The organism is Paucilactobacillus wasatchensis (genome assembly GCF_000876205.1).
GTDB classification, from domain to species: domain Bacteria; phylum Bacillota; class Bacilli; order Lactobacillales; family Lactobacillaceae; genus Paucilactobacillus; species Paucilactobacillus wasatchensis.
In genome coordinates, this window is record NZ_AWTT01000069.1 from 1 (window position 1) to 4,612 (window position 4,612).

Annotated in this window: 4 protein-coding genes; 1 reads left to right on the top strand and 3 read right to left on the bottom strand. The window is 39.5% G+C overall.

Annotated features, from left to right (window positions below):
* Window positions 1-130: 130 nt before the first annotated feature.
* Window positions 131-715 carry a recombinase family protein gene (locus tag WDC_RS08860; RefSeq protein ID WP_044011505.1) on the bottom strand — a complete coding sequence of 195 codons (585 nt, stop codon included), beginning with the start codon at window positions 713-715 and terminating at the stop codon, window positions 131-133.
* 489 nt (window positions 716-1,204) lie between these two features.
* Here WDC_RS08860 and WDC_RS09930 point away from each other — a divergent pair, with 489 nt between their 5' ends.
* Window positions 1,205-1,267: a putative holin-like toxin gene (locus tag WDC_RS09930; RefSeq protein WP_222843308.1), complete on the top strand. Its 63-nt coding sequence runs from the start codon at window positions 1,205-1,207 to the stop codon at window positions 1,265-1,267.
* A 352-nt stretch (window positions 1,268-1,619) separates the two neighbouring features.
* On the opposite strand, the gene WDC_RS08865 is transcribed toward WDC_RS09930, so the two are convergent.
* Window positions 1,620-3,170 (bottom strand): ClC family H(+)/Cl(-) exchange transporter, encoded by a 1,551-nt coding sequence (locus tag WDC_RS08865; RefSeq protein WP_044011506.1) that lies wholly within the window; start codon window positions 3,168-3,170, stop codon window positions 1,620-1,622.
* A gap of 122 nt (window positions 3,171-3,292) precedes the next feature.
* Entirely contained in the window at window positions 3,293-4,447 is a 1,155-nt protein-coding gene (locus WDC_RS08870) for a cation:proton antiporter (RefSeq protein WP_044011507.1), read from the bottom strand.
* Window positions 4,448-4,612: the final 165 nt, after the last annotated feature.

Below are 4,612 nucleotides of genomic sequence, written 5' to 3' on the forward strand. Positions count from 1 at the left end.
TTTATAGGCCTTGAACGCTTTAAAATTTATTCAGCATAGATAGTGAATAAAGGTGATAAAATTTTGCACTCACTATAATTCGGCATTTCATTTACACAAGATTCTTGACGCTACCCGAATTTATCTTTTATCACCTATTGATGCCAAACTTTTTTCGATACCTTATGAAGGTTGTTCGCTTAATTCCAGTCTTACGGGCAACATCTACATCACTCATGCCCGTCTGATAAAGTTTAAAAGCATGTAGTAAACGGGGATCATCTTCTGCGTATTGAGGCTTGCGTCCATGATATTTTCCCTGTTGTTTGGCGAGGGCGATTCCTTGTTGCTGCCGTTCAATGATCCGCTTACGTTCACTTTCAGCCTGATACTTATACAGTTCAATAATGAGGTTGGTCATGAGTTGACGTAAATTGGGGTCAGCAATCCCTGTCATGGACGGTAAATTCAACACATCTAGGGTGGCCCCCTTATTTTGAATGGAGTTCATGATCTTAGTCAAATCATGGTTGTTTCTGCCTAAGCGATCTAATTCAGTGACCATTACAATATCACCCTCACGAATATAGGCCAGCATTTTTTGCAGTTCTGGCCGATTAGTGTTAGCCCCACTTAATTTATCCGTAAATAATTTATCAACGCCTTTTAAAGCCGCTAACTGTCGATCTAAATGTTGCTCCTTGGAACTCACACGCGCATAACCGATTTTAGCCATTTCCAATTCTCCTTTTGGACAGTTCTAATGAACACTTGTAATTCCTAGTATAGCACAGAAACAAAAAAGACCACTAGGGTATACCCTAGTGGTCTTTAAGCTTAGTGCGAATTATTAATTGAATTTATCGTTTCCCTGTATTTACCATCAAATGTTTTTTCATCTGGAAACAAGGTTTCTCGTGAATATCCTAGTTGTCTTAATTTTTTTTGGATCGAATCTTTAACTTATCACGGAAACACGAGTTACATCACGGTATTTATAGTCCTGTTGTTTTCGTTAATAGCTTGGCTATTTATGGCTCGAAGATTAAAGAAAGCTGATTATGCATAGGCACTATTCTATCCCCATTTCCCTGTATAATAGATTAAGCAAGAAGCTTTAATGGCAATGATTGTCTTTTCCCTTGCGAGGTGAGGCTCATGGGAACATGGAATAATCTTCAGGAAGGCTTCACAGTCAATGAGCGTCTTTCAGACACGCTCGTTGATGTTGCTGTTTGGCACGTTTTTAATCGCGCTACTCAGCTATATCGACAAACACCACAAATGAAAAAGCCGCCCCACATAACTTTGACCGGTTATGGGGCGAACTAGTGTTGTTTTAATATCTGCCACCGTCTTTAACGGCTCTACACGGGAAGTCCTGTTCACGTGGGACTTCCTTTTTCTTTTTCATTATAGCATGACTATGAAAAATTGGGTAGCAAGGCATTTTCAGCTTATTATTTATCTTTGTATTTTTCAAAAATAGGTTCATCTAATTCTTTTTCAGCGTTTTTCGTACTTCGCCGTATTTGTATATAGTTTCCCAATATGTTTATGTCTGGCAACGGACCCACTTAATCTAATATTTATTATTATGATAGACCAATTTGCCTATTAACTTAGTCTCGGTGTCTTTTTTATAAAGTTGCTAATAATGCATCAATCCGTTGTTTAACTCGGGTTCGTTGGGTTGTATCAGTTAACAGTACTAACGTATCACCTTCATGAATCAAGGTGTCACCATGTGGAATCACTTCGTGTTCACCACGCCGGATTCCAATGAGCAGTGCTTCTTTAGGCCATGGCATGTCTCGGACCATTTTGCCGTTTAAGGGACTGCCAAAGAAAACCGGTATTTCCAAATGATCAGGTCGATGAAGTTGCTGAACAGTTTTAGGCATTGTCATCTGCTTAAGCAATGCTTCATAGATTGGTGCACCGCCTAATAAATCAACAACAAGGTAAGCAGTTAACGATATGACTGCTAATGGCATTAAATGTGTTAAATTGCCAACCATTTCTGTTACCAGCAAGATAGCTGTGAAGGGAGCTTTTCCAATTCCAGCAAAGTAACCGGCCATGGAAAAAATGATTAGGTTCATGATATAGACATGCGATAATAATCCTAATTGATTCATTAAGACGCCATAAACCGCACCAATCACAGCACCTAAAGAAAGAATCGGCAAAAAAATACCGCCAGGTAATCCGGAACCATATGAAATCATTGAAAAGACGAATCGTATAATAAAAATTGCAATTAGTACAAACAAAGGTGGAACATACTGGCCAAATCCAACAATTAATCCATTACCACCACCGAGTAAATTTGGCGAAAAGTAACCAACTAAGATTACCAGCAGAAATGGTACGATACCTTGTATTGGGCGTGGCAAATGTGTCAGTTGATGATACCACCGAGGCATAACTAACAAGACCCGTTGATATAAGTAACCAAACAATCCCAAAACAATGCCGAGTAAAATTAAGTGCCAATAATTTGATACTGGTAAACTACGTGAATAATTTAAATGTAACACGGGAACAAGTCCGAAAACATTCAGCGAGATAAAATTTGAACCAATTGCTCCGGCTAATGCTGTTAACCAAACCAGCGGTGAAAAATTATGGTAAATCTCTTCTAAGACAAATAGAGTTCCAGCAATGGGAGCATTAAACGCCGCTGCTAATCCAGCAGCGGTGCCTGATGCAATTAGCAGTCGGCGATCAGTTCCTGATAACTTAAACCCAGCAGCGAAACCTTGACCAACTGACGCACCTAATTGAATCGACGGTCCTTCTCGTCCGAGAAATAATCCAGGTCCCAATGCCAGAATACCACCGATAAATTTTCGCCAAAGAATTGACCACCAGTGCATTTCCAATTCGCCAGCCAATTGACCTTCAACTTGCGGAATTCCGGAACCAGAGATATAAGGTTCTCTCTTGAGAAGTCGAGCCACAATTAAAGCTAAACCAAGGTTGATGCCAATCAACAATGCCCATTCCCACCAAACAAATGGCGCGATTCGTAAGTATCTATATACCAATCGACTATAGTGCAGCCCTATCTCAATACAATAGCGAAATAAGCTAACAACGGTGCCACTCATTAAACCCACAAGCAGGCCGAGTAAAACAAATCGCAAACGAGTAACGTCAAATTTTTCTTTTACAAGCTGTATCAAATAACTAATCCTCCATTATAACCAATATTATATAATTTAGTGCTTAATTAAACTAGGCAATATCTCGATAAAATCTAGTAGTTATTTTTCACAGAGAAGGGGTGTCATACCGCTAAGATGTTTTAGTAGTTTATATGACGAGCCGCATGTTTGAGTAGTAATGGTGCTAATAACGTTGTTAGGATAATGGCAGTAATAATTGCCGAATAGTAATCATCACTGATTAGTTTGGATTGGTAGCCTATTTGAGCGATAATCAAGGCCATTTCCCCACGCGAGACCATCCCCGCACCAACGAGGTAAGCTTCATTCGAACTGAATCCGGCCCATTTAGCCCCACTTCCCGCTCCTAATAGTTTTGTCAGTGTTGCCACAATCGTCAATACGATAATTAATAACAAATCGTGTTCTATGCCAGCTAGTGACATATTTAAACCAATTGAAACGAAGAATACAGGAATGAAAATCGCATAACCGATTGGTTCGATACTTTGATCAACTTCATGAGCTACATGAGTTTGTGCAATCGCAATTCCTGCAAAAAAGGCCCCAATCACTGCACTCAGTCCAATCAGATCTGCAATATATGCCATACCAAAACACAAAATCATCGCCATTATAGTAGGTCCCACTGGATTCAATAATTTGGTGCCTAGTTTAGCGAGGAGAGGGGCGATAAAACGCATCACGAAATAAATTGCGGCAAAGTAAATTAGCTGCTCTAAAAAAGTCAGAGCTAGCGGTATCTGGGTATCCGTACCAGCCTTTGTACCTATTAAACTGACCATAATGCTAAGTAAAACGACAGCTAGCACATCGTCAACCACCGCGGCACCGAGGACTGTTGAACCGCTCTTACTATCAAGTAAATTTAGTTCTTTCATGACAGCAACTGAAATTGAAACCGACGTTGCGGCAAAAATAACGCTCAAAAACAAGCTTTCAAATTGTGTCAAGCCAAAAACAATACCAACTGGATAGATCAGTACCATCGGAATCAAAACTCCTAACAACGCGACAATTATGCTAGGACGCAAATATTTTTTAAGCAATGTAAGATCACTCTCAAGTCCGGCGATAAACATTAAGATGATAACCCCAATCTCTGAAAAAATATGGATGAAATCATTGGCGTGAACCCAATTCAACAACGCAGGGCCAAGAATAATTCCAACAAATAATTGACCGATCACTGCTGGGATACCAACCCTAGAGGCTAGATGGCCAAATAGACTAGTTATAATCAAGATGATCACCAAGGTACCTAAAAATTCCAAACAAAAACCTCCTCATACAAAAAACGTAAACCCAGATACCTCTTACACACCCCTGAAAGAGAACACCTTGAGCTTACGTGAACTGATTTATTTATTCATGTTTTAATAATACTTCTTATATGCTAGCAAACTAATCAAAAATATTCAAGTAACGATAAGTTGTCG

Coding starts and splice junctions, on each gene's coding strand:
- WDC_RS08860 (WP_044011505.1), bottom strand. CDS start 715: ATGGCTAAAATCGGTTATGCGCGTGTGAGTTCCAAGGAGCAACATTTA.